The sequence below is a fragment of the Cupriavidus sp. FW305-F7 genome, assembly GCF_058782875.1.
In genome coordinates, this window is the sequence record NZ_JBYSYC010000014.1 from 13,636 (window position 1) to 36,708 (window position 23,073).

General features: G+C 67.8%; 24 protein-coding genes and 1 pseudogene. 17 read left to right on the plus strand and 8 right to left on the minus strand.

What is annotated here, in order from left to right; genetic code table 11:
• Nucleotides 1–63 precede the first annotated feature (63 nt).
• The 4 genes from AC3WL8_RS14990 to AC3WL8_RS15005 all read left to right on the plus strand — a co-directional run bounded on the left by AC3WL8_RS14990 (nucleotide 64) and on the right by AC3WL8_RS15005 (nucleotide 3,832).
• Nucleotides 64–1,050, plus strand: a complete 987-nt coding sequence (locus tag AC3WL8_RS14990) for a tripartite tricarboxylate transporter substrate-binding protein (RefSeq protein ID WP_013955282.1) — start codon at nucleotides 64–66, stop codon at nucleotides 1,048–1,050.
• 229 nt (nucleotides 1,051–1,279) lie between these two features.
• Nucleotides 1,280–1,816, plus strand: a complete 537-nt coding sequence (gene hslV, locus AC3WL8_RS14995; protein WP_010813287.1) for an ATP-dependent protease subunit HslV — start codon at nucleotides 1,280–1,282, stop codon at nucleotides 1,814–1,816.
• Nucleotides 1,817–1,866: 50 nt separating this feature from the next.
• On the plus strand, nucleotides 1,867–3,198 hold the full coding sequence (gene hslU / locus AC3WL8_RS15000; protein ID WP_211980555.1) for an ATP-dependent protease ATPase subunit HslU: 1,332 nt from the start codon (nucleotides 1,867–1,869) through the stop codon (nucleotides 3,196–3,198).
• 340 nt (nucleotides 3,199–3,538) lie between these two features.
• On the plus strand, nucleotides 3,539–3,832 hold the full coding sequence (locus tag AC3WL8_RS15005) for a hypothetical protein (RefSeq protein ID WP_013955284.1): 294 nt from the start codon (nucleotides 3,539–3,541) through the stop codon (nucleotides 3,830–3,832).
• 73 nt (nucleotides 3,833–3,905) lie between these two features.
• On the opposite strand, the gene AC3WL8_RS15010 is transcribed toward AC3WL8_RS15005, so the two are convergent.
• Both AC3WL8_RS15010 and AC3WL8_RS15015 read right to left on the minus strand, forming a co-directional pair.
• Nucleotides 3,906–4,517 (minus strand): response regulator transcription factor, encoded by a 612-nt coding sequence (locus AC3WL8_RS15010; protein ID WP_013955285.1) that lies wholly within the window; start codon nucleotides 4,515–4,517, stop codon nucleotides 3,906–3,908.
• Nucleotides 4,514–5,908: an ATP-binding protein gene (locus tag AC3WL8_RS15015; protein ID WP_153954905.1), complete on the minus strand. Its 1,395-nt coding sequence runs from the start codon at nucleotides 5,906–5,908 to the stop codon at nucleotides 4,514–4,516. The genes AC3WL8_RS15010 and AC3WL8_RS15015 overlap by 4 nt, the downstream gene beginning before the upstream one ends.
• A 176-nt stretch (nucleotides 5,909–6,084) precedes the next feature.
• Here AC3WL8_RS15015 and AC3WL8_RS15020 point away from each other — a divergent pair, with 176 nt between their 5' ends.
• The gene (locus AC3WL8_RS15020; RefSeq protein WP_013955287.1) at nucleotides 6,085–6,573 is read left to right on the plus strand and encodes a copper chaperone PCu(A)C; all 489 of its coding nucleotides are present in this window, start codon (nucleotides 6,085–6,087) and stop codon (nucleotides 6,571–6,573) included.
• A 179-nt stretch (nucleotides 6,574–6,752) separates the two neighbouring features.
• Here the strand turns inward: AC3WL8_RS15020 and AC3WL8_RS15025 are convergent, their stop codons facing one another.
• Nucleotides 6,753–7,688: a LysR family transcriptional regulator gene (locus tag AC3WL8_RS15025; protein WP_013955288.1), complete on the minus strand. Its 936-nt coding sequence runs from the start codon at nucleotides 7,686–7,688 to the stop codon at nucleotides 6,753–6,755.
• Nucleotides 7,689–7,781: 93 nt separating this feature from the next.
• On the opposite strand from AC3WL8_RS15025, the gene AC3WL8_RS15030 reads away from it, so the two are divergent.
• The gene (locus tag AC3WL8_RS15030) at nucleotides 7,782–8,312 is read left to right on the plus strand and encodes a DMT family transporter (RefSeq protein ID WP_153954907.1); all 531 of its coding nucleotides are present in this window, start codon (nucleotides 7,782–7,784) and stop codon (nucleotides 8,310–8,312) included.
• Here the strand turns inward: AC3WL8_RS15030 and AC3WL8_RS15035 are convergent.
• Nucleotides 8,285–8,527, minus strand: coding sequence for a cysteine-rich CWC family protein (locus AC3WL8_RS15035; RefSeq protein WP_153954908.1), 243 nt, complete (start codon nucleotides 8,525–8,527; stop codon nucleotides 8,285–8,287). The genes AC3WL8_RS15030 and AC3WL8_RS15035 overlap by 28 nt on opposite strands.
• Before the next feature lie 355 nt (nucleotides 8,528–8,882).
• Between AC3WL8_RS15035 and argB the strand changes: the two genes are divergently transcribed.
• The 5 genes from argB (at nucleotide 8,883) to metW (ending at nucleotide 13,542) form a co-directional block, all read left to right on the plus strand.
• Nucleotides 8,883–9,800, plus strand: a complete 918-nt coding sequence (gene argB / locus AC3WL8_RS15040) for an acetylglutamate kinase (RefSeq protein ID WP_010813296.1) — start codon at nucleotides 8,883–8,885, stop codon at nucleotides 9,798–9,800.
• Between the two features lie 71 nt (nucleotides 9,801–9,871).
• On the plus strand, nucleotides 9,872–10,810 hold the full coding sequence (locus AC3WL8_RS15045; protein ID WP_013955292.1) for a pyrimidine 5'-nucleotidase: 939 nt from the start codon (nucleotides 9,872–9,874) through the stop codon (nucleotides 10,808–10,810).
• Entirely contained in the window at nucleotides 10,807–11,478 is a 672-nt protein-coding gene (slmA, locus tag AC3WL8_RS15050; protein WP_013955293.1) for a nucleoid occlusion factor SlmA, read from the plus strand. Before AC3WL8_RS15045 ends, slmA begins: the two co-directional genes overlap by 4 nt.
• A 274-nt stretch (nucleotides 11,479–11,752) precedes the next feature.
• A complete protein-coding gene (gene metX, locus AC3WL8_RS15055) occupies nucleotides 11,753–12,934 on the plus strand; it encodes a homoserine O-succinyltransferase MetX (RefSeq protein ID WP_153954910.1) in 1,182 nt (393 codons plus the stop codon).
• The gene (gene metW / locus AC3WL8_RS15060) at nucleotides 12,931–13,542 is read left to right on the plus strand and encodes a methionine biosynthesis protein MetW (protein ID WP_013955295.1); all 612 of its coding nucleotides are present in this window, start codon (nucleotides 12,931–12,933) and stop codon (nucleotides 13,540–13,542) included. Before metX ends, metW begins: the two co-directional genes overlap by 4 nt.
• Here metW and AC3WL8_RS15065 read toward each other — a convergent pair whose 3' ends face one another.
• A complete protein-coding gene (locus AC3WL8_RS15065) occupies nucleotides 13,543–14,457 on the minus strand; it encodes a LysR family transcriptional regulator (protein WP_153954911.1) in 915 nt (304 codons plus the stop codon).
• A gap of 110 nt (nucleotides 14,458–14,567) precedes the next feature.
• Between AC3WL8_RS15065 and AC3WL8_RS15070 the strand changes: the two genes are divergently transcribed.
• Nucleotides 14,568–15,455 carry a DMT family transporter gene (locus AC3WL8_RS15070; RefSeq protein WP_013955297.1) on the plus strand — a complete coding sequence of 296 codons (888 nt, stop codon included), beginning with the start codon at nucleotides 14,568–14,570 and terminating at the stop codon, nucleotides 15,453–15,455.
• A gap of 124 nt (nucleotides 15,456–15,579) precedes the next feature.
• On the plus strand, nucleotides 15,580–16,428 hold the full coding sequence (locus AC3WL8_RS15075) for an acyl-CoA thioesterase (RefSeq protein ID WP_153954912.1): 849 nt from the start codon (nucleotides 15,580–15,582) through the stop codon (nucleotides 16,426–16,428).
• A 13-nt stretch (nucleotides 16,429–16,441) separates the two neighbouring features.
• Here AC3WL8_RS15075 and AC3WL8_RS15080 read toward each other — a convergent pair whose 3' ends face one another.
• A complete protein-coding gene (locus AC3WL8_RS15080; RefSeq protein WP_013955299.1) occupies nucleotides 16,442–17,701 on the minus strand; it encodes a muropeptide transporter in 1,260 nt (419 codons plus the stop codon).
• Between the two features lie 155 nt (nucleotides 17,702–17,856).
• Here AC3WL8_RS15080 and AC3WL8_RS15085 point away from each other — a divergent pair, with 155 nt between their 5' ends.
• A complete protein-coding gene (locus AC3WL8_RS15085; protein ID WP_153954913.1) occupies nucleotides 17,857–18,819 on the plus strand; it encodes a M48 family metallopeptidase in 963 nt (320 codons plus the stop codon).
• 70 nt (nucleotides 18,820–18,889) lie between these two features.
• Here the strand turns inward: AC3WL8_RS15085 and argC are convergent, their stop codons facing one another.
• Nucleotides 18,890–19,837: an N-acetyl-gamma-glutamyl-phosphate reductase gene (gene argC, locus AC3WL8_RS15090; protein WP_013955301.1), complete on the minus strand. Its 948-nt coding sequence runs from the start codon at nucleotides 19,835–19,837 to the stop codon at nucleotides 18,890–18,892.
• A gap of 116 nt (nucleotides 19,838–19,953) precedes the next feature.
• Between argC and AC3WL8_RS15095 the strand changes: the two are divergent.
• Nucleotides 19,954–20,157: pseudogene (locus AC3WL8_RS15095) on the plus strand (type II TA system antitoxin MqsA family protein); the annotation flags it as partial.
• A 9-nt stretch (nucleotides 20,158–20,166) separates the two neighbouring features.
• On the opposite strand, the gene AC3WL8_RS15100 reads toward AC3WL8_RS15095, so the two are convergent.
• Nucleotides 20,167–20,943, minus strand: coding sequence for an exodeoxyribonuclease III (locus AC3WL8_RS15100; protein WP_013955302.1), 777 nt, complete (start codon nucleotides 20,941–20,943; stop codon nucleotides 20,167–20,169).
• A 27-nt stretch (nucleotides 20,944–20,970) separates the two neighbouring features.
• Between AC3WL8_RS15100 and pyrE the strand changes: the two genes are divergently transcribed.
• Complete coding sequence (gene pyrE / locus AC3WL8_RS15105) at nucleotides 20,971–21,657, plus strand: orotate phosphoribosyltransferase (RefSeq protein WP_153954914.1); 687 nt, start codon at nucleotides 20,971–20,973, stop codon at nucleotides 21,655–21,657.
• A gap of 102 nt (nucleotides 21,658–21,759) precedes the next feature.
• Nucleotides 21,760–23,067, plus strand: coding sequence for a patatin-like phospholipase family protein (locus AC3WL8_RS15110; protein WP_013955304.1), 1,308 nt, complete (start codon nucleotides 21,760–21,762; stop codon nucleotides 23,065–23,067).
• The last annotated feature ends 6 nt before the right edge of the window (nucleotides 23,068–23,073 follow it).

The following is a 23,073-nucleotide window of genomic DNA, read 5'->3' on the forward strand; positions in this document are numbered from 1 at the left end:
AGGGGCCGGGCCGGCGGCAACGCATTGCAAGACGGGTATTAAAGGGAACCAGGAGAAGAAAGCATGAAACGAGTGGTAAAGATGGTCGCGGGTGCGCTGGCAGTCAGCGCGATGGGTGTGGCGGCGGGCGCGTATGCGCAGGAATTCCCGGGCGGCAAGCCGATTTCGGCCGTGGTGCCGTTCTCCGCGGGCGGCCCGACCGACAAGGTCTCGCGTGAACTGACCGCGATCATGTCCAAGCACCTGGGCTCGACCATCGTGATCGAGAACCTGGGCGGCGCCGGCGGCACCATCGGCGCCAAGAAGGTCGCCCAGGCCAAGAACGACGGCCACACCGTGCTGATCCACCATATCGGCATGGCCACGGCCCCGGCGCTGTACCGCAACCTGGGCTTTGATCCGCTCAAGGACTTCGAGATGATCGGCGAAATCGCCGACGTGCCGATGATCCTGGTCGGCAACAAGTCGCTGCCGCCGAACACCTTCAAGGACCTGCTGCCGTACATCAAGGCCAACGCCGGCAAGCTGTCGCTGGCCAATGCCGGCATCGGCTCGGCCTCACACCTGTGCGGCCTGCTGTTCCAGAGCGCGATCCAGACCGAGCTGACCACCGTGCCGTACAAGGGCGCTGCGCCGGCACTGACCGATATCCTGGGCGGCCAGGTCAACCTGCTGTGCGACCAGACCACCAATCTTGCCGGCCATCTCAAGGCCCACTCGGTCAAGCCGTACGCGGCCATGCAGGCACGCCGCGTGGAAGCGTTCAAGGATGTCCCGACCGCGGCCGAGCAGGGCATGCCGGGCGTGGAAGTGAAGGTCTGGCACGCGATGTACGCGCCCAAGGGCACGCCCAAGCCGGTGATCGACAAGCTGTCGGCGGCGCTGCAGAAGTCCGTGGCCGACCCGGCCTTCCGCGCCAAGATGGCCGAGCTGGGTGCCGAAGCGGTGCCGGCGCAGCGCGCCACGCCGGATTCGCTGCGCAATTACCTGACCGCCGAAATCAACAAGTGGACGCCGGTGATCAAGAAGGCCGGCGTATATGCCGACTGATCAGGTGGCGTGATGCATAAGGCGCGCGGGCCCTGGCCCGCGCGTCGCCGGACAAGGGCCATGCGGCACCGCATGGCCCTTTTTGTTTTCTGGCGGGACCTCCGGCAGCCTGCCAGCAGGCATCCTATATTGGGTCAGACCGGGCGGCGCTTCCCAGAGCACGCGACAGGCCTTGAAACCGGCCAGGGGCGTCGCCAACTACGGTCCTGACATATTCACGGAAGCCACCATGGAACAGTATCACGGCACTACCATCGTCAGCGTCCGCCGCGGCAATCAGGTCGCACTTGGCGGAGATGGTCAGGTCACGCTCGGCAATATCGTGATGAAGGGCACCGCGCGCAAGGTGCGCCGCATCTACAACGGCAAGGTCCTGGTCGGGTTTGCCGGCAGCACCGCCGACGCCTTCTCGCTGCTGGACCGCTTCGAGGCCAAGCTGGAAAAGTACCAGGGCAACCTGACCCGCGCCGCGGTCGACCTGGCCAAGGACTGGCGTTCGGACCGCGCCCTGCGCCGGCTGGAAGCCATGCTGATCACCGCCGACCGCGACACCACGCTGGTCATTACCGGCAACGGCGACGTGCTCGACCCCGAGGGCGGCATCGCCGCGATCGGCTCGGGTGGCGCGTATGCGCAGTCGGCCGCCAAGGCGCTGGTCGAGAACACCGAAATGGCGCCCAAGGACGTGGTCGAGAAAGCGCTGACCATTGCCGGCGAGCTCTGCATCTACACCAACACCAACTTCGTCATCGAGACGCTGGAATAAGCGCAGGCCGGCCACCGCGCAGGCCGGCGCGCCCCCACTGAACGGATACCATGTCGCACACCATGACCCCGTCGGAAATCGTTTCCGAACTCGACAAGCACATCATCGGCCAGAACAAGGCCAAGAAGGCCGTGGCGGTGGCGCTGCGCAACCGCTGGCGCCGCCAGCAGGTGGCCGAGCCCCTGCGCCAGGAAATCACGCCCAAGAACATCCTGATGATCGGCCCGACCGGCGTCGGCAAGACCGAGATCGCGCGCCGCCTGGCCAAGCTGGCCGACGCGCCCTTCATCAAGATCGAGGCCACCAAGTTCACCGAGGTGGGCTACGTCGGCCGCGATGTCGACACCATCGTGCGCGACCTGGCCGAGATGGCGATCAAGCAGACGCGCGAGTCCGAGATGAAGAAGGTGCGCACCAAGGCCGAGGACGCGGCCGAGGACCGCCTGCTCGACGTACTGCTGCCGCCGGCGCGCGATATCGGCTTCTCACAGCCGGAGGAGAAGGACTCCAACACGCGCCAGGTGTTCCGCAAGAAGCTGCGCGAAGGCTCGCTCGACGACAAGGAAATCGAGCTGGAACTCTCCGCCGGCATGCCGAGCATGGACATCATGGGCCCGCCGGGCATGGAAGACATGACCGAGCAGATCCGCACCATGTTTGCCGGGCTGGGCCAGGGCAAGAAGACGCGCCGCAAGATGAAGGTCAAGGAGGCTTTCAAGCTGCTGATCGACGAAGAGGCCGCCAAGCTGGTCAATGACGAGGAGCTCAAGCACAAGGCCATCGCCAATGTCGAGCAGAACGGCATCGTGTTCCTGGACGAGATCGACAAGATCGCCAGCCGCAGCGAGATCGGCGGCGGCGAGGTGTCGCGCCAGGGCGTGCAGCGCGACCTGCTGCCGCTGGTCGAGGGCACTACGGTGAGCACCAAGTACGGCATGATCAAGACGGACCACATCCTGTTCATTGCCTCGGGTGCATTCCACCTGTCCAAGCCGAGCGACCTGATTCCCGAGCTGCAGGGCCGCTTCCCGATCCGGGTCGAGCTGGATTCTCTGTCCGTGCAGGACTTCGAGGCCATCCTGACGCAGACCGATGCCAGCCTGACCAAGCAGTACCAGGCGCTGCTGAGCACCGAAGTGGTCAGCCTGGTGTTCGCGCCGGACGGCATCCGCCGGCTGGCCGAGATCGCCTTCTCGGTCAACGAGAAGGTCGAGAACATCGGCGCGCGGCGCCTGTACACGGTGATGGAGCGGCTGCTGGAGGACCTGTCTTTCCACGCCACCAGGTCGTCGGGCGAGACTGTGACGATCGATGCGGCGTATGTGGATGAGCGGCTTGGGGATCTGGCTGGCAACGAGGATCTGTCGCGTTACGTGTTGTAAAGCCGGCGGCTGGGACACGATGCAGGGCGCACCATGGTGCGCCTTTTTTTGTGGGTATTCGGGGCTCGTGATTTTTGGCTTGGTGCCAAGCGAGACACCCGACCGTAATGACACCAAGCCAAAAACCACCATGCGCGAAGGCCTCACCTGCCCGTCACCCGCACGGGACGTATTTCATGTCCAGGCGTTTCCACCTGCCACACCCCGGTAACCATCGTAAGCATTGGTAAGCCCGCTGGCGCACCCCTGCCGGCCGATGCGACCCTTGCGCACCTTGACGGTCGATTGACCGGTGCGGGAGCCACCGCATCCCCATCAACTCACTGGCAGGAGAAATCAGATGGTCAACTACAAGACCCGCCGAGTTGTGCTCACCACGGGTGGCCTGCTGGCCGCGCTGGCCGCGGCGACCGCGTTCCTGTGTGTGCGTCCGGCCATTCCGGCTGCCGAAGCGGCGCAATCGGGCACGGTCGGTGCGGCCGCTGCCGCGGCGGCGACGCTGGCGCTGGACTCGGGCGCGCTGTTCACGCTGGCGGACCGCCATGCCGGCGATGCCATGCGCATCGCACAAGGCAGCACGCCACAGGACCGTGCCGAGGGCCTGGACTGGGACTATGTCCAGCTGCGCCTGTAACCCGGATGGCGCTTGCCATCGGGCATGTGAAAGGCCGCGCAAGGCGCGGCCTTTTCGCTTGTTGCCGTAACAATTACCGCGACACCGGCCGCTTGCCCAGCTTGCGCTGCAAGGTGCGCCGGTGCATGTTCAGCGCCCGTGCCGTGGCGGAGATATTGCCGTCATGCTCGGCCAGCACGCGCTGGATATGCTCCCATTCCAGCCGCGCCACCGACAGCGGCACCGGTTCTTCCAGCGCGGCCTGCGCCGCGTCTTCGGACACGCCCGCCATCAGCGCGGTCAGGATCGAATCGACATTGGCCGGCTTGGCCAGGTATTCGTCCGCGCCTTGCTTGACCGCCGCCACCGCGGTGGCGATGCTGGCGTAGCCGGTCAGGATCAGGATGCGTGCGTCCGGCAACGCCTGGCGCAGCGGCGACACCAGCTGCAGCCCCGATTCGGCGGGCACGGTGCTGCCGGCATCCGGCGGCGGCTCCAGGTGCAGGTCCAGCGTCACATAGGCAAACTCGATGCGTGATGCCAGCGCCAGTGCGGTACGGCTGTCGTGCGCCACCTGCACGGCATAGCCGCGTCGCGTGAGCGCGCGTGCCAGGGTGCCGGCAAAGACTTCGTCGTCGTCGATGACCAGGAAGGGCGTGCCAGCCGGTGCGATGGCTTCGGGTACCGGGGGGAGGGTGTCGGTCATGGGATTCGTGGTGCCATGGCGGCGGTGGCGGCGGATGCGGAAAGGGTGGACAGCGCGGGCAGGCGCAGCTCGGCAACGGTGCCGCCGCCGGCGCGGTCGTGCCAGGCCAGTTCGCCGCCCATCTGCCGGGCGGCGCTTTGCGCCAGGTACAGGCCGATGCCCTGGCCGCCGTGCTGGCTGGCCACCGGGGTTTCGCCCAGTTGGCCGCGCAGCATCTCGGGAATGCCGTCGCCGTGGTCGGCGATGCGGAACGACAGCCACGGCGCGGTATTGCCGGGCGCCATGGCGATCTGCAGCTGCAGCGGCTCCTGGCCGCGGCTCGCGGCTTGCTGGCTGCGCGCGGCGTTGTCCAGCAGGATGGTCAGGATCTGGCCCACGCGCGCGGTTTCCACCGCCTGCGCGCCGGCGCCCGGCGTGGCACTGGCCTGCAGGCTGGCGTTGGGGTGGCGCAGCTGCCAGCGCTCGGCAAAGGCCGGCAGCCAGCCGTCGATTCGCTGCGGCGCGAGCGTGGCCGGGTCTTCGCGCAGGCGCGCGAGCGTTGTGCGGCACAGCGCCAGCTGCTGTTCCATGGTCTGCAGGTCGGGCAGGTAACCGTTGATTGCGGAGGTGCCGCGGCCCGCGTCGGAGGCATCGGCACGCAGCTCGCCGGCGATGACCGCCAGCGTGGCCAGCGGCGTGCCGATCTCATGCGCGACCGCGGCGGCCTGGCCGTTCAGGTCTTCCACGCGCGCCTCGCGTAGCAGCTGCTCGCGCGCCAGGTTCAGCTGCGCCTCACGCTGGCGCAGCACGCCGGACAGGCGCGCCACGAACAGCGCGATCATCACCGCGCTGGCGACGAAGTTCAGCCACATGCCGGCCAGGTGGTAGTTCACCGCGTTGTCCGGGTTGTGCAGGTCCAGCGGCACATATTCGAACAGCAGCAGCGTGTAGCAGGCGAGCGCGTACAGCGCCAGCGCGATCACCTGGCGCCACGGCAGGATGGCGGCGGCAATGGCCAGCCCCGGCAGGTAGAACGAGACAAAGGGGTTGGTCGCGCCGCCGGTGTAGAACAGGATGGCCGACAGCGCGGTCAGGTCCACCAGCAGCTGGCCCATCAGCTCGGCCTCGCCGGGGGCGCTGTTGCGCCGCGTGTGCTGGCGCAGGCGCAGGCCGGTCAGCAGGTTGAACAGCGCCTGCAGGCCGAACACCACCAGCAGCGGCCCGTAGGGCAGGCGGATGCCGGCGATGGGCTCGCAGCTCAGCACGGTCAGCGCCTGTCCCGCTAGCAGTGCCCAGCGCAGCCAGAACAGCCGGCGCAGCGTCACCTGGCCATGGCGGGCGGAGGTGCCCGCCGGCAGTGGCGACAGGAAGGGGAGGTCGGGCAAGCGGGTCACGGCTGCGGCGGTGGTCATGGCGCGAGTGTATCAATGCGGCCGCGGGGCACCGGTGCGTGCGACACCTTGCCGCATTGGCGCCGCGCCGGGCGGGCTGCCAGACTAGCCGGCTGTGCGTCGCATGGCGGGGTTGCCTGGGGCATGCACGGGCGGGCATCGCCATGGTCTAATGTCTGCTTTCAGGAGAGCCTTTCATGCAAGCCAAATTCCGCTCGGCCACGCTGGCCGCATCGGTCGCCCTCGCAGCGGCGCTGGCGTCCGGCGCCGCGCTGGCCCAGGTCGATGTCAGCAACGCCTGGGTGCGCGGCACGGTGCCGACCCAGACTGCCTCCGGCGCCTTCATGGTGCTGCACGCGCACGACGACGCGAAGCTGGTCGGCGTATCGTCGCCGGTGGGCGCGGCCGAGCTGCACGAAATGAAGATGGAAGGCAACGTGATGCGCATGCGCCAGGTCAAGTCGCTGGACCTGCCCAAGATGAAGGACGTCGAGCTGAAGCCGGGCGGCTACCATGTGATGCTGATGGACCTGAAGTCGCAGCTGAAGAAGGGTGACACCGTGCCCATCACGCTGAAGATCGAGCAGGGCGGCAAGGTGACCGAGCAGAAGGTCACGGCCGAAGTGCGCGACATGGTGCCCGCTATCGCCGGCGCGAGCGGCGGCCACGGCGAACACAAGCACTGAGCGCCTGACGGGGCCCGGCCTCGTCCATCCACCCACCCAGTCATCATGGCCAACAAGCAGCACGGCACCCGGCAGAAGCTGGTCTTTCGTGGGGATACGCGCCCCGCCAGGCCACCTGCTGTTCCCGCGCAGCGCCGTGATGCCCAGCCCCCGGCGCCAGCCAAGCCGGGGGTGCGCCGTCAGCCGCGCAAGCTGATCGGCTCTTCCGATTCCTGACTGGCCGCCGCGGCCAGTACGCGCTCGCGCAGCCAGGTGTGGGCGGGATCGGCTTCGGTGCGCTCGTGCCAGATCATGCTGAAGGTGAAGTCGTCCAGCGCAAACGGCGGCGCGAACACGGCGTAGCGCGGGTCTTCCTCCAGCGCGGCCAGGCTGCGCCGCGCCGTGGTCAGCACCAGGTTGGTCCCGGCGATCAGCGCCGGCGCCACGCTCCAGTGCGGCACCACGCAGGCGATCTTGCGCCGTCCCCCCAGCTTGGCCACCGCGGTGTCGATCGCGTCCATGCGTTCGCTGTGCGTGGCCACCAGCACGTGCGAGCGCGCCAGGTAGGCCACCTGGTCGAGCCGGCCAGTATCGCGCACGGTGGCGGCATCCACCGCGCAGGCATAGCTCTCGCAGAACAGCTCCGCGGATTTCACGCCTTCCGGCTGGTGGGTGAACACGCCCAGGGCCATGTCGATTTCGCCATCGGCCACCTGGGCGGTCATGCCTTCGCGGCTGGCTTGCGACACCACCAGGTCGATATTGGGCGCGGCCTTGCGCACCGCGCGCAGCAGCCGCGGCAGCACCACCAGCGCGCCGTAGTCGGACATGGCCAGCCGGAAGCTGCGCCGCGCGGTAGCCGGCTGGAAGCCGCTGGGCCCCAGCAGGATGCGCACCTGCGCCAGCGCCTCGGCCAGCGGGCCGGACAGCTCATGGGCGCGCGCGCTCAGCACCAGGCCGCCCTTGCCGCGCACCAGGATGGGATCGTCGAGCAGCTGCCGCAGCCGCCCGAGCGCGTGGCTGACCGCCGGCTGGCTCAGGTGCAGCCGCAGCGCGGCGCGGGAGATATGGCGCTCGGCCAGCAGTGCTTCGAGCACCACCAGCAGGTTGAGGTCGATTCCGCGTAGGCTATTCATTCGGCGAATATTAAACGTACGAAAGCAGAATTGGAAATTCGCATTGCGATATTTCAAACTGCCGGCATCGCATCTTGCCCTATGGAGCGCGTCATGTCAGGCACCCAGTTGCCGTTTTCCCTCCCGGTTTCACTCTGGCTGCCGCTTGGTACGGCCGTGCTGGCCGGCGCGGCGATCCCTTTCCAGGCAGGCGCCAATGCCACCCTCGGGCGCACGCTCGGGCATCCGCTGTCGGCCACGCTGGTGTCGCTGCTGGTCAGTCTGGCGGCGCTGCTGCCCGTGCTGTGGCTGATGCGCGTGCCGCTGCCGGCGCCGTCGGCACTGGCGCGCGGGCCGGGCTGGCTCTGGATCGGCGGGGTGCTGGGGGTGTTCTATATCTCGGCCGCGCTGATGATGGCGCCCAGGCTGGGCGCCGCCGGCTTTATCGCCGCGGTGGTGGCGGGCCAGGTGCTGGCCGCGCTGCTGGTGGACCAGTTCGGGCTGGCCGGCTTTGCGGTGCGCGCGCTGACGCCGGCGCGGCTGGCGGGTGCGGCGCTGATCGTTGCGGGAATGCTGGTGATGCAGTGGGGCAGCGCGACGGCATCCGGGCCGGCGTCTCAGCCGGCGGCGGAATCGGGTTCCTGAGCGGGCTCCTGAGCGGCTTGCCGGCGCTCCGCCAGGCAGGCCGGACACAGGCAGTGCTGGCCCGGCACGATGCGCCGCGCCGGCAGCAGCGGCTGGCTGGCGCACCAGCACTCGGGCAGCCCCGCCACGTAGCCGCAGACAAAGCCCGCGCCGCAGTGGCTGCAATGTTCGACCGGGCGCAGCTGGCCGGTCAGCACGGCCGAGGCGTCGCTCATGGCTGGCCTCCCGGCGCTGGCAGGAAGCTGGGGATCCGGGCTGGCAAGAGGCGGCTGGCGGCGGGCATGATGGTCAAGGCTGGGGAACGCTGAGCCGCGGCGCAAGCCAAACGGCTGAGGTGGCGGCACGTTGTTGCGCGGACGGAACGCGTTGGTGCCCCGTGGGGCGCTTGCAGGCCGCTTGCAGGCAATTCGCGGGACCACGTTCGGCCGGTTGACTCGCGCCCCGCGCGGTTTCTTGTAAAATCGGCGCCTGCCATGGCCGGATGGCGCACTTTCGGGCGATCCCCGTTGGTTATCCCTGGCTACGTGGCCGATTAGCCATCATACCTGTTGATTCTCACGGATGTCCCCCATGAACGCCGACAACCCCGGGCCTGCCGCAACCACGGTGGCCGCCATTGCTCCCGCGCTGAAAGCCGAGATTCTCGCCGAGGCCCTGCCGTATATCCGCAAGTTCCACGGCAAGACCATCGTGGTCAAGTACGGCGGCAATGCCATGACCGAAGAGAAGCTCAAGCACGGCTTCGCGCGCGACGTGATCCTGCTCAAGCTGGTCGGCATGAACCCGGTGGTGGTGCACGGCGGCGGCCCGCAGATCGATGAGGCACTGAAGAAGGTCGGCAAGGTCGGCACCTTTGTGCAGGGCATGCGCGTCACCGACGAAGAGACCATGGAAGTGGTCGAGTGGGTGCTGGGCGGTGAAGTCCAGCAGGACATCGTGATGCTGATCAACCAGTACGGCGGCCAGGCCGTGGGCCTGACCGGCAAGGACGGCGGCCTGATCCGCGCCAAGCGCCTGCAGATGCCTGACCGCGAGAACCCGGGCGCCTTCATCGATATCGGCTATGTGGGCGACATCGAGGCGATCAACCCCGCGGTGGTCAAGGCGCTGCAGGACGACGCCTTTATCCCGGTGATCTCGCCGATCGGCTTCTCCGACGACGGCCAGGCCTACAACATCAACGCCGACGTGGTTGCCGGCAAGATGGCCGAGATCCTGAAGGCCGAGAAGCTCGTGATGATGACCAACATCCCGGGCGTGATGGACAAGAAGGGCAACCTGCTGACCGACCTGTCCGCACGCGAGATCGAAGAGCTGTTCGCCGACGGCACCATCTCGGGCGGCATGCTGCCGAAGATCTCGTCGGCGCTGGATGCGGCCAAGAGCGGCGTGCATTCGGTGCACATCATAGACGGTCGCATCGAGCATTCGCTGCTGCTGGAAATCCTGACCGAGCAGGCCTTCGGCACCATGATCCGCTCGCACTGAGCGGAGCCTCGGGGCGGTGCCGGCAGCGGCCGGCCGCCCCGATCATCCCATCACCCTCCGAGTTGCCCGGCGTGCCTTCCAGTCTTCCTTCTCCGCGCCGTGTCCGCGCTCGCCTCTGCCGCCGCCCCGCGGGCAATACCTCGGGCGATACGGTCTGGCTGTTCGATCTCGACAACACCCTGCACGACGCCTCGCACGCGATCTTCCCGGCCATCAACCGGCTGATGACCGACTACGTGGCGCGCGTGCTCGGCTGCGACGAGGCCACCGCCAGCCGCGTGCGCGTGGACTACTGGCAGCGCTACGGCGCCACGCTGCTCGGCATGATCCGGCACCACGGCGTGGATCCGGCTGACTTCCTGCGCGCCGCGCATGAATTCCCGGAGCTGGCCGACATGGTGCGGGTGCGGCGCGGGCTGGCCGCGCACCTGCGGCGCCTGCCGGGGCGCAAGATCCTGGTCACCAATGCGCCACAGGACTACGCGCGGGCGGTGCTGGAGATAGCGGGCATACGGCACTGCTTCGAGCGCGTGGTGGCAATCGAGCAGATGTGGGTGCATGGCCACCTGCGGCCCAAGCCGGACCGCCGCATGCTGCGCCGGCTGCTGGTGCAGACCCGCATTGCCCCGCATCGCGCGGTGCTGGTGGAAGACACCGTGTCGCACCTGAAGCGCTATGCCGGCACTGGCATCCGCACCGCCTGGGTGACGGGCTACCTGCGCACGATCGCGCCATCGCGCCCGCATGAGGTGCCCGCGGTGCGCGACGACGGCAGCCGGCGCGATGCCGCGGTACGCTCGACGCTGGAGGCAGAGGACCGGCGCCATGTCGGCCATGCCGCGCAGGAGCAGTCGGTGACGCTGGTGGCCGCGGAGACCCAGGCACCGCAGGCGCAGCCCGACAACGTGCCGCGCGTGCGCGCCCGCGTGCCGAACCGGCCGGCCTATGTGAACATAAAAGTACAATCGATGCATCAACTCCAACGACGAATGCGGAGAATCGGGTCATGACGCAAAGCAACGGGCGCGAGCCGGAGGCGGTCATTTCAGGCAGTGCGCAGGATGCGCAGGACGGAGGCCAGCCGCCCGCCACGCCGGCGCGCAAGCGCCCGCGCCCGGGCGAGCGCCGCGTGCAGATCCTGCAGACGCTGGCCACCATGCTGGAGCACCCGCGCGGGGAGAAGATCACAACGGCCGCGCTGGCTGCGCGCCTGAGCGTGTCCGAGGCGGCGCTGTACCGCCATTTCGCCAGCAAGGCGCAGATGTACGAAGGCCTGATCGGCTTTATCGAGCAGACCGTGTTTGGCCTGATCAACCAGATCACCGACAAGGAAGAGCACGGCCTGCGCCAGGCCCACGCCATCGTGCGCATGCTGCTGTCGTTTGCCGAGAAGAACCCGGGCATGACGCGCGTGCTGACCGGCGAGGCGCTGGTGGGCGAGCACGAGCGCCTGCAGGAACGCATCAACCAGCTGGTGGACCGCATCGAGGCCTCGCTGCGCCAGTGCCTGAAGATGGCGGTGACGCAGGCCGCGTTCCCCGCGGATGCCGACATCCCGGCGCGCGCGGCGCTGATCATGGCGGCGGTGCAGGGACAGTGGCACCGCTATGCCAAGAGCGGCTTCCGCAAGTCGCCGTCGGACCATGCCGAGGCGCACCTGCGGGTCTTGCTGAGCTGAAAACAACACGCCGGGCCGATTGCTCTATAATTGCCCGGTCGCGCCGATTTGATGACTGGCTTGCGGGCGCGCGGCAGCCAAGGGACCAAGTTCCGGGTTGCCACTATAAATGCGGCTAAAGAGGTTGGGTCGGCGCCCCATGCCACCACGGTAGTGGATGGCGCCGGCACGCGGAATCCCGCAAGGAATCCAGTGAATCCCGACTTGGCTGCGACGCTTCATACGCAAATGCCGGTCGGGTTTTTTTATGCCCGTTCGCCACGGGCCGGATTCCATGACTGATGTCGCCCTGCCGACCGCCGCGCCTGCCGCGTTCGACCTGCCGCCCGATTCGGTCGGCGTGGTCACGCCGCAGCGCATGCACTTTGCCGAGCCGCTGAAGCTGCGCAACGGCTCGTCCATTGCCGGCTACGACCTGATGGTCGAGACCTATGGCACGCTCAATGCGGCCCGCTCCAACGCGGTGCTGGTGTGCCACGCGCTCAATGCCTCGCACCATGTGGCCGGCGTCTATGCCGAAGACCCGCGCGACGTGGGCTGGTGGGACAACATGGTCGGGCCCGGCAAGCCGCTCGATACCAATCGCTTCTTCGTCATCGGCGTCAATAACCTGGGCTCGTGCTTCGGCTCGACCGGGCCGATGAGCCTGAACCCGGCCACCGGTGCGCCCTACGGCGCGGCGTTTCCGGTGGTGACGGTGGAAGACTGGGTCAATGCGCAGGCGCGCGTGGCCGATGCGTTCGGCATCACGCAATTCGCCGCGGTGATGGGCGGCAGCCTGGGCGGCATGCAGGCGGTGGCCTGGAGCCTGTTGTACCCGGACCGCCTGCGCCACTGCATCGTGGTCGCGTCCACGCCCAAGCTGTCGGCGCAGAACATCGCCTTCAACGAGGTCGCGCGCAGCGCCATCCTGTCCGACCCCGACTTCCACGGCGGCAACTACTACGCGCATGGCGTCAAGCCCAAGCGCGGCCTGCGCGTGGCGCGCATGATCGGCCATATCACCTATCTGTCGGACGAGGACATGGCCGAGAAATTCGGCCGCGAGCTGAAGACCGACGACATCCGCTTCTCGTTCGATGTCGAGTTCCAGGTGGAGAGCTATCTGCGCTACCAGGGCGACAAGTTCGCCGAGTACTTCGACGCCAACACCTACCTGCTGATCACGCGCGCGCTCGACTACTTCGACCCGGCGCTGGCCTTCGGCGGCGACCTGACGCGCGCGATGGCGCAGACCCAGGCGAGCTTCCTGGTGGCGAGCTTCGGCACCGACTGGCGCTTTGCGCCCAGCCGCAGCCGCGAGCTGGTGAAGGCGCTGCTGGACAACAAGCGCCCGGTCTCGTACGCCGAGATCGACGCGCCGCACGGCCACGATGCCTTCCTGCTCGACGACCCGCGCTATCACAACCTGATGCGCGCCTACTACGACCGCATCGCAGAGGAGATCGGCGCATGAACGCCCTGGCCAATCCCAATATCCTGGCGCTGCGCCCCGACTTCCGCGCAATCGCGCGCTGGATCGAACCCAACTCCACCGTGCTCGACCTGGGCTGCGGCGACGGCAGCCTGCTGCGCGTGCTGCAGGACGAGCTCGACGTGCAGGCCTACGGCATCGAGATCCGCGACGAAGGCGTGCTGGCCTGCGCGCAGAAGGGCGTGCATGTCATCCAGCAGAACCTGGAAGGCGGCCTGGCGCTGTTCGAGGACAAGAGCTTCGACACGGTGATCCTGTCGCAGACGCTGCAGACCATCCACAACACCGCGCAGGTGCTGCGCGACACGCTGCGGGTGGGGCGCGAGTGCATCGTGTCGTTCCCGAACTTCGGCTACTGGCCGCACCGGCTGTCGGTGTTCCGCGGCCGCATGCCGGTGTCGGAATCGTTGCCCTACCAGTGGTACAACACGCCCAACGTGCGCGTGCTGACCATCAGCGACTTCGAGGCGCTGGCGCCCAAGGTCGGCCTGCGCGTGATCGACCGCGTGGTGATGCACGAGGGCGTGACCGTCAACTGGGGCGGCAACTGGCGCGGCAGCCTGGCGGTGTACCGGGTCTGCGCGGCCTGATCAGGCTGGCGCGTCGGCGGCCGTGGCTGCAAGGTGATCGACAAAGGCGCGCACCTTGGGCGGTACATGCCGTGTGGGCGTGTAGACCGCGTAGGCCGTGCCGATGTAGGGCTCGAGGATGTCCCAGTCGGCCAGCACGGTGACGACCCGGCCCTGGTCCAATGCATTGCCCAATGAGAAGTCCGGCACCAGCCCGATGCCGGCATCGCGTTCCACCATGCTCATGATCGCCAGGCTGTTGTTCAGCGTCAGGCGCGGCGGGATGCGCACCTCCACTTTCTCGCCGCCGGCGTGGTGGCGCATGGTCCAGCGCTCGCCGAAGTTGCCGTAGCCCAGGTACAGGCAGCGTGCGGCGGGCAGGTCGGCGGGCGTGGCCGGCGTGCCGTGGCGGGCCAGGTAGCCGGGCGAGGCCACCAGCCGGTAGCGCACCTCGCGCAGCGGGCGCGCGGCCAGCCCGGGCGCCAGTTCGCGCGCGATGCGTACGGCCACGTCCATCCCTTCCTCGACCAGGTCGACCATGCGGTCGGCCAGCGTCAGCTGCAGGTCCAGCCCCGGGTATTTGGCCAGCAGCGCCGGCAGCCGCGGCGCCAGCCAGGCCTGCCCGAACGAGACCGGAGCGCTCACGCGCAGGACGCCGTGCGGCGTGCCCCCGTGCTCGCCGGCGAGCGCGGTGACCTCGCGCGCGGCGGCGGTCATGCGGGCGCAGGCGGCGTAGACCGACTGGCCCAGCTCAGTCAGCGCAAAGGCGCGCGTGGTCCGCTGCAGCAGGCTGGCACCGAGCGTGGCTTCCAGACGGGAGACGTGCCGGCTGACCGCCGATGGGGTCATGCCCAGGTCGAGCGCGGCGGCCGAGAAGCTGCCGCACTCGACCACGCGTGCAAACACGGCCATCGCATTAAGTGGCATATCCGGCATTGCGCGTCCCCATCCTTTGACTTCAGGTCAAATACTAATTGAACGACGACGGGATTGTTGAGCAGATTGCATGATGGAACAATGCAGCCATTGTCTGACCGGAGTCCGTCATGCCCTCGCAACAACCCTTGCCAGGTGGCGCCTGGCGCATGGTAGCGGCCATGCTGCTGTCTGGCACCATCGGCTGGTTCGTGGTCACCAGCGGCCAACCGCCGCTCGATGTGGTTTTCTTCCGCTGCCTGTTCGGCGGCGCTGCGCTGCTGGGCGTGCTGACGCTGCAGCGCGGCTGGGTGCGGATGACCCGTGCGCAGCTTGGCTGGCTGGTGCTGGGCGGCGTCACGCTGGTGCTCAACTGGCTGGCGCTGTTCTCGGCGTATGCGTACAGCGGCATCGCCATTGCCACGGTGGTCTACCACACCCAGCCGTTCTTCCTGCTGATGCTGACCTCGGTGATCCAGCGCGAGCCGTTCCCGTTCGCGCGGCTGCCATGGCTGGTGCTGGCCTTTGCCGGGGTGATGCTGATCACCGGGCTGGAGCATGGCGCCACTGGCACTGCGATGCTGGCCGGCATCGGTCTGGGCCTGCTGGCCGCACTGCTGTATGCGGTGACGACCCTGGCCACGCGCCGGCTGCAGGCCATCCCGCCAGGCCAGATTGCCGGGCTGCAGATGGTGCTGGGCGTGTTGATGCTGGCACCACTGGCGCATCCTGCTGCGGGCAGCTATGGCACCGGCACCTGGGCCGCGCTGCTGGCGCTGGGGCTGGTGCATACGGGCGTGATGTACACGCTACTGTATGGCGCCTTCCAGCGCCTTACCGTGGTGTCGATCGCCACGCTGTCCTTCATCTATCCGCTGGTGGCGATCGTGATCGACGTGATGGTGTTCGGCGTGGTGCTGGGGCCGCTGCAGATCGCCGGCATGGCGCTGGTGCTGCTGGGCGTGGTCGCCAACCAACTGGGCTGGAGCCTGCCGCTGCGGCGGCGGGCGCAAGGCTGATGCGGGTGCGACGGTGCCAGCGGCTGGAGGACTGCCGTCTTGACCCGAACGCTGACTACGGTTAGTGTAGGCAGTGGATCGAACGATCGTGCTATTCCCTGCGAGTCACCAACCCATACCAGCCATGTCCACTGCGCCCCAGACCCAGGCGGCCACTGCCGCCAGCCCGCTCCATCCCTTTGACGACGCGCTGGCGCTGGAGCCGGCCGGCGGCCACCGCTTCCTGGGCCGCACCACGCCCGAGTACTGGAACATGATCGGCCCGTTCGGCGGTATCACCGCCGCCACGCTGCTGCAGGCGGCGCTGGACCATCCGCAGCGCCTGGGCGACCCGGTCTCGCTGACGGTCAACTTTGCCGGGCCGATCGCCGAGGGGCCGTTCGAGATCGAGGCGCGCCCGGTGCGCACCAACCGCTCGACCCAGCACTGGACGCTGGAGTTGCGCCAGGGCGATGCCGTGGCCACCACCGCCACCGCCATGTTTGCGGTGCGCCGCGAGACCTGGGTCTGCGGCGAGGCGCTGATGCCGGAGGTGCCAGCGGCCGACACCCTCCCGGCCATGAGCGGGTTTGCGCCGGTGCGCTGGCTCAAGTCCTACGACATGCGCCCGGTGCGCGGCGCCAAGCCGGCCACCGAGCCCGGCACCGAGCATCCGGACAGCCTGACGCAGTTCTGGCTGCGCGACGCGCCGGCGCGCACGCCGGACTTCGCCGCGCTGGCGGCCTGGGCCGACAGCTTCTATCCGCGCATCTTCCTCAAGCGCGCGGGCTTCGTGCCGGCCGGCACGGTGTCGATGACCACCTATTTCCATGCCGATGCCGACACGCTGGCCGCGCTGGGCGACAGCCACGTGCTGGCCAGCGCGCAGGCGCAGGTGTTCAGGCAGGGCTTCTTCGACCAGCGCGCGCAGCTATGGAGCGCCGGCGGCGAGCTGATCGCCAGCTCGCACCAGATCGTCTACTACAAGGAGTGAGGCAGGCGCGGGCTCAGGCGATCGCTTCGCGCGCCTGGGCCTCGTAGCGATGCACGGTGTGGCGCATGGCCCAGAGCAGCATCACGCCAGGCAGCGCCACCACCACCGTGCCCAGGTAGAACGGCGCCCAGCCCCAGGCCTCGACCATATAGCCCGAGGAGGGCCCCACATAGACCCGGCCCACCGACGCCAGCGCCGACAGCAGCGCGTACTGCGTGGCCGAGAACGAGCGGTTGCACAGCGTCATCAGTAGCGCGACGAAGGCCGCCGTGCCCATGCCCCCGCACAGGTTCTCGACCGCAATGGCCGTCCCCATGGTCCACAGGTGCGGCGGCGTCACCGCCAGGATCCAGTAGCCCAGGTTCGACACCGCCTGCAGCACGCCGAACAGCATCAGCGAACGGTACAGGCCCAGGCGCACCATCAGCGTGCCGCCGAACAGCGCGCCGATGATGGTGGCGGCCAGCCCCAGGGTCTTGTTGACGATGCCCACCTCGCCCGCCGAGAAGCCCACGCCGCGGATCAGGAAGGTGGTCGACAGGCTGCCGGCAAAGGCGTCGCCGAGCTTGTACAGCACGATCAGCAGCAGCAGCCACCACGCGCCCTGGCGGCCAAAGAAGTCGCGCAGCGGGCCGACCACCGCCTCTTCCAGCGAATGCGGCGTGCGCGCGGGCACGTCGGGCTCCGGGGCCCACAGCAGCGTGACGATGCCCACGCCCATCAGCGCCGCCATCAGCAGGTAGGTCTGCTGCCATCCGAGCACGCGGTCGGCCAGCCACAGCGCCAGGCCGCCCGAGACCAGCATCGCCAGCCGGTAGCCCAGCACTTTGACCGCTGCGCCGGCGCCGCGCTCGGCCGGGCGCAGCACGTCGGTGCTGTAGGCGTCGAAGACGATGTCCTGCGACGCCGACAGGAAGGCCACCAGCGTGGCCAGCGCCGCCAGCATCCACAGCGCCTCGCGCGGCGGGCAGAAGGCCATGCCGGCAATGCCCAGCACCAGCCCCAGCTGCGTCACCAGCAGCCAGCCGCGCCGGCGCCCCAGCAGCGGCGGCGTGTAGCGGTCCATCAGCGGCGCCCACAGGAACTTGAAGATATAGGCCTGGCCCACCAGCGAGAAGAAGCCGATGGTCTTGATATCCAGCCCCTCGACCGTCATCCATGCCTGCAAGGTGCCGGAGGTCAGCGCCAGCGGCAGCCCGGAGGCGAAGCCCAGCGCCAGCATGGCGCCGATGCGGCGGTTGCGGAAGATATCGAGATAGGTCTGGAAGGTCATGAACGGGCCGGCGTGAAGCGCCGCGCGGCTGCGCGGGCGCCGTGTATTATTGCATCACCTGTTTGCCTGCCCGCCACATGTGGCACGGCAGGGCATCGTTGCCGCGGATCACCGATCCGCCTGCCTGGTCTTCCACTGCGTCCGAGGAACCGCAAATGCTCCGCCGCCTGCAAGGTGTTCAGCGTCCTACCCGTGACCGTCTGGTCCGCGCGCTGGCGCTGGCCGCGGTGGCGGCGCCCATGGCTTGGTGCATGCCCGCCCAGGCGCAGGACAGCGAGGCTGGCGGCATCCGGCTGGACCGCAGCGGCTCGGCCGTGCGCAAGATCGTGCCGGTCGAGGCCATCGAGCAGCAGGCCGCGCAGGAATACGAGCAGCTCAAGCAGGAAGCCATCGCCAAGCATGCACTGGCCGCCGCCGACAACCCGCAGCTGGTGCGCCTGCGCACGATCGGCAAGCGGCTGCTGCCGCAGACCGCACGCTGGAACGAGCGCGCGCGGCAGTGGCAGTGGGAGATCAACCTGATCGGCTCCAGGCAGGTCAATGCGTTCTGCATGCCGGGCGGCAAGATCGCCTTCTATACCGGGTTGCTCGACCAGCTCAAGCTGACCGACGACGAGATCGCCATGGCGATGGGCCACGAGATCGCCCACGCGCTGCAGGAGCATGCGCGCGAGCGCGCCGCCAAGTCAGAGATCACCAACCTCGGTGCCAACGTGATCTCGCAGCTGTTCGGCTTCGGCAACCTTGGCAATATGGCGCTGGGCACCGGCGCCCACCTGCTGACGCTGCGTTTCTCGCGCGCGGATGAGTCCGAGGCGGACCTGATCGGCATGGATATCGCCGCGCGCGCCGGCTACGACCCGCGCGCCGCAGTGTCGCTGTGGCAGAAGATGGGCAAGGTGAGCCAGTCCGGCACAGAGTTCCTGTCCACGCATCCGTCCGGGCGCAGCCGCATCGCCGACCTGGAGAAGCACCTGCCGGAAGTGCTGCCGCTCTATGCGCGCGCGAGCAATACCACGGTGGACAGGCTGCCGCCATACCGCGCCAATATGGCGAACCTGGGCGGCGCGCCGGTGGACAGCGGCGACGACGACCGGCAGAAGCCGCTGCAACGCTGAGCGGTCTGCTGACGCCAATGAAAAAAGCCGGCAATGCCGGCTTTTTCCTCATTCGGGGCCTGCTGCCGCGTCAGGCGCGCAGCCCCGTGGCCTCGTCAGCGCCCACATGCACGTTCATGCATTGCACCGCCGCGCCGGCCGCGCCCTTGCCCAGGTTGTCCAGGCGGGCCACCAGGTTCAGGCGCTCGGCATTGCCGAACACGAACAGGTCGACACGGTTGGTGTCGTTGTTGGCCTGAACGTCGAAGAAGCCGCCGTCGAGGTTGTCGGCGCTGTTGTACGGCATCACGCGCACGAACTGCTCGCCTTCATAATGCTTGCGGTAGATCTCGACGATCTGCTCGGGGCTGACCTTGCGCGCCAGCCGGTCCGTGAACACCGGCACCGTCACCGCCAGGCCCTTCAGGAAGTTGCCGACGATCGGGTTGAAGATCGGCGCCTGCGCCAGGCCGGCCTGCACGCGCATCTCGGGCAGGTGCTTGTGTTCCAGGCCCAGCGCGTATGGACGCGGGCTGTCCAGTTTCGGGTTACCGCCGGCTTCGAACTCGGCAATCATCGACTTGCCGCCGCCGCTGTAGCCGGTCAGCGAGAACGCCGAAACCGGGTAGTCGGACGGCAGCACACCGGCGTCCACCAGCGGACGCACTGCCAGCACGAAGGCGCTGGCGTGGCAGCCCGGCACCGCAATGCGCTTGCTGTCGCGGATCTTCTCGCGCTGGCCGCGCGCCAGTTCGGGCAGGCCGTAGGCCCAGCTGTCGGAGGTGCGGAACGCCGTGCTGGCGTCGATCACGCAGGTGTTCGGGTTGGTCACCAGCGACACCGCCTCGCGCGAGGCCGCATCGGGCAGGCACAGGAAGGCGACGTCGGCGGCGTTCAGGAATCGTGCTCGTTCGGCCGGGTCCTTGCGCTTGTCATCGGCAATGCGCAGCAGTTCCACGTCGGAACGGCCGGATAGATAGTCAAGCAGCCGGAGACCGGTGGTGCCTTCCTGACCATCGACGAACACTTTGAAAACCATGGCTGACTCACTCAATGAGGTGCGGGAAATGCGAAACGTCCCCTGCCGCATGCGATAGGGAACCTGCATTGTAGCGGGGATGGGGGCTGGTCGCAGGGGTTTGTACCGATGGGATTACGCTTGTCGATCCGGCCTATATCACCGGCGTTCGCAAGAAGCTCCGCCTCGACCAGCGCGATGGCGCCGAGATCTTCGGCGGCGGGGTCAACGCGTTCTCGCGCTACGAGACCGGCCGGACCAAGCCGCCGCTGGCGCTGGTCAAGCTGCTCAAGCTGCTTGATCGCCACCCGGAACTGCTCGAAGAGATCCGGGCGGCGTAAATGCCGTGCTCAGAGCGGAAAGTCGTAGTCGATCGACAGCGGCGCGTGGTCGCTGAACTTCTCGTCCTTGTAGATCGAGCACAGGTGCGCCGTGTCTGCGATCTTGGGCGTGGCCAGGTGGTAGTCGATGCGCCAGCCGACGTTCTTGGCATAGGCCTGGCCGCGGTTGCTCCACCAGGTGTACTGGTCGGGGCGCGGATCCAGCTTGCGGAACACATCGACATAGCCGTGGCTGTCGAACAGTTCACCGATCCAGGCGCGTTCTTCCGGCAGGAAGCCTGAATTCTTCAGGTTGCCCTTCCAGTTCTTGATGTCGATTTCCTTGTGCGCAATGTTGACGTCACCGCACAGCACGATCTCGCGCCCGCTTGCCTTCAGTTGCAGAAGATGCGGCAGGAAGGCCTCCATGAAGCGGAACTTGGCCTGCTGGCGCTCCTCGCCGCTGGAGCCGGACGGCACGTACACGGAGATTACTGCCAGGTGCGGGTACTGCACTTCCACATAGCGGCCTTCGTTGTCGAACTCGGGAATGCCGAAGCCGGTGACCACGCGCTCGGGCTGATGGCGCGTGTAGAGGCCCACGCCGCTGTAGCCCTTCTTCTCGGCATAGTGGAAATAGCCATGGTAGCCATGTGGCGCAAGGAACGCTTCCGTCATGTCGGCGGCCTGCGCCTTCAATTCCTGCACGCAGACCATGTCTGCGTCCTGCTTGCCCATCCAGTCGAAAAAGCCCTTCTTCGACGCGGAGCGGATGCCGTTGAGGTTGGCGCTGATAATCCGTAACATTCGGGGAAATTTTGAATTCAGAGAGAAATGATGACGCAGCAGAAACCGCCCGCGGGTGCCGATCTCAGCCAGACCTTTATCCGCTTTGCGCTCGATGCGGGCGTGCTGTCGTTTGGTGAGTTCGTCACCAAGGCCGGCCGCAAGTCGCCTTACTTCTTCAACGCCGGCCTGTTCAACCAGGGCGCGATGCTGGGCCAGGTGGCGCAATTCTATGCCAAAACGCTGCTGGCCTCGGGCGTGCAGTTTGACGTGCTGTTCGGGCCGGCCTACAAGGGCATCACGCTGGCGTCGGCCACGGCGGTGGCGCTGGCGGGCATGGGACGTGACGTCGGCTTCGCCTACAACCGCAAGGAAGCCAAGGACCACGGCGAAGGCGGCACGCTGGTCGGGGCCAAGCTGCAGGGCAAGGTGGTCATCATCGACGACGTGATTTCCGCCGGCACCTCGGTGCGCGAATCGGTGAACATGATCCGCGCCGCCGGCGCCGACCCGGCCGCGGTCCTGATCGCACTGGACCGCATGGAAAAGAGCGGTACCGCCGAGCAGGTCGGCACCCATTCCGCCGTGCAGGACGTGCAGCGCGAATTCGGCATCCCGGTGATCGCGATCGCCAGCCTGAAGGACCTGCTGGCTTACCTGGATGCGTCGCAGGACCCGGCGCTGGGGGCTTCGCGCGAGGCCGTGGCGGCCTATCGTCAGCGCTACGGCGTCTGAAGCCGTTGATGACAACGGGGCGCTGCCAGCCTGCGCCCTCATTCCGCACGTTCGGCGGACAGCGGACGGACGGCTGACTTTCAGACTGGGAGGGAGCGCGGCGTGGCGGCAAAAGAGCGGCAGGAACGGGCAGGGCGGCAGGCGGCAACGCCATCCACAACGGCGGAATCAGCCGGCAACGGCGAGTCCCTGGCCGAGCGCGGCGCGCAGGTGCTGCCGCGCAAGCCGGTGCGCCAGGCTGCCAAGGCCCCGGACCGGGCGGCGCATGAGGCCTATGCCGTGCGCGCGCTGGTGTTGCAGGGTGGCGGCGCGCTCGGGGCCTACCAGGCCGGCGTGTATCAGGGCCTTGCCGAGGGCGGGATCTACCCGAACTGGGTTGCCGGCATCTCCATCGGTGCGCTCAACGCCGCCATCATCGCCGGCAATCCGCCCCAGCGCCGCGTGGAACAGCTGTGCGCCTTCTGGGAGTACATCTGCGCGCAGCCGTGGATGCCCAGTCTGTCGCACACCTGGTTCGCCGACCATGCCGAAGGCTGGCCCGAGCCGATGCGGATCTGGTTCGATGGCCTGCATGCGGCGCGTGCCATGCTGGAAGGCCAGCGTGGCTTCTTCCAGCCGCGCAGCTGGCCGGAGCTGATGTCGCGCTACTCGGATCCGAGCCATGCCAGCTTCTACGACACCACGCCGCTGAAGGCGACGCTGGAGCGCTTTGCCGACTTCGACCTGATCAACCACCGCCCCGACCTGATGCGCGTCTCGGTGGGGGCGGTCAATGTGCGCACCGGCAATTTCGCCTACTTCGACAATACCCGCGACAAGCTCTGCCCCGAGCACTTCATGGCCTCGGGCGCGCTGCCGCCGGGCTTTCCGGCGGTGGAGATCGGTGGCGAGTACTACTGGGATGGCGGGCTGGTGTCGAACACACCGCTGGCCGAGGTGCTGACCGCGCAGCCGCGGCGCGACGCGCTGATCTTCCAGGTCGACCTGTGGAGCGCGCGCGGCAAGCTGCCGCACGACCTGGTCGACGTGGCCGAGCGCCAGAAGGACATCCAGTATTCCAGCCGCACGCGGGCCATTACCGATTACATGCGCGAGCAGCAGAACCTGCGCCGCATGCTCAACGAGGTGATGGCGCTGGTACCGCCGTCAAAGCGCGACAACGCCTGGTACCGCCGCGCGGCGGAGCAGGCCTGCGACGCGCGCCGCAATGTGATCCAGCTGATCTACCGCGACAAGTCGTTCGAGAACCTGGCCAAGGACTACCAGTTCGGCGCGCTCACCATGCATGAGCACTGGACCAGCGGGCTGGACGATATCCGCCAGACCCTGCGCCACCCGCAATGGCTGGCGATGCCCAGCCGCGAGCACCCCTTCGTCACGCACGACGTGCACCGCGGCAACGGCGGCTGAGGCGGC